The 1,119-nt window shown below is 45.8% G+C and carries 1 protein-coding gene; it reads left to right on the top strand.

The window, feature by feature from the left end; translation table 11 throughout:
• Positions 1-1,119: translation initiation factor IF-2 N-terminal domain-containing protein (locus tag BHE89_RS18270; protein ID WP_128860704.1), on the top strand; the 1,119-nt coding region annotated here is incomplete at both ends.

Genomic DNA, 1,119 nt, shown 5'->3' with positions numbered 1-1,119 from the left:
AAAAAGCGAAACGTGAAGCTGAAGAAGCAAAACGTGAAGCAGCGGAATTAGCTAAGCGCGAAGCAGCGGAAAAAGATAAAGTGAAACAAAACGATAAACCAAAAGCTGATAAAGCAGCAGATCAGGAAAAAGCGCGTCGCAATGCTGAACAAGCTGAACTGAAGCGTAAAACGGAAGAAGCACAGCGCCGTAAAGCGGAAGAAGAAGCACGAATTGCAGCAGAAAAAGCACGTCGTTTAGCTGAAGAAAATGCTGATAAATGGACTGCTGAACCTAAAGCGCCAGAAACTGAAGGCTCAGACTATCATGTAACAACATCACGTTATGCTCGTGATGCAGAAGATGAGAGTGATGCTGAAGTTGAAGGTGGCCGCGGTCGTGGTCGCAACGCTAAGGCTCCTCGTCCTAAGAAAAACAACCGCCATTCTGAAAAAGCAGATCGTGAAGAAGCGCGCGCTGCGGGTCGTACTAACAAGAAAGGTAAACGCAAAGGTAGCTCATTACAGCAAGGCTTCAATAAGCCAGCAGCTGTTGTAAACCGTGATGTTATTATCGGTGAGACTATTTCTGTTGCCGAACTTGCTAACAAAATGGCAGTAAAAGGGTCTGAAGTTATTAAAACTATGATGAAAATGGGCGCTATGGCGACCATTAATCAGGTTTTAGACCAAGAAACGGCACAGCTTGTTGCTGAAGAAATGGGTCACAAAGTTATCTTACGTCGTGAAAACGAGTTAGAAGAACAAGTCATGAGCGATCGTGATACTGGTGAAGAAAGCGCAGTATCTCGTGCACCTGTTGTAACTATCATGGGTCACGTTGACCACGGTAAAACATCATTACTGGATTACATTCGTTCAACGAAAGTCGCTTCAGGCGAAGCGGGTGGTATCACCCAGCATATCGGTGCTTACCACGTTAAAACTGACAAAGGTGAAATCACCTTCCTAGATACCCCAGGTCACGCCGCATTTACTTCAATGCGTGCTCGTGGTGCTCAGGTAACGGATATCGTTGTTCTGGTTGTTGCGGCAGATGATGGTGTCATGCCACAAACTATCGAAGCAATCCAACACGCAAAAGCAGCAAACGTACCTGTTGTGGTTGCCGTGAACAAAA

Source organism: Shigella sp. FC1967 (genome assembly GCF_001743005.1).
GTDB lineage: Bacteria > Pseudomonadota > Gammaproteobacteria > Enterobacterales > Enterobacteriaceae > Proteus.
This window is presented reverse-complemented; position numbering and strand designations above follow the sequence as displayed.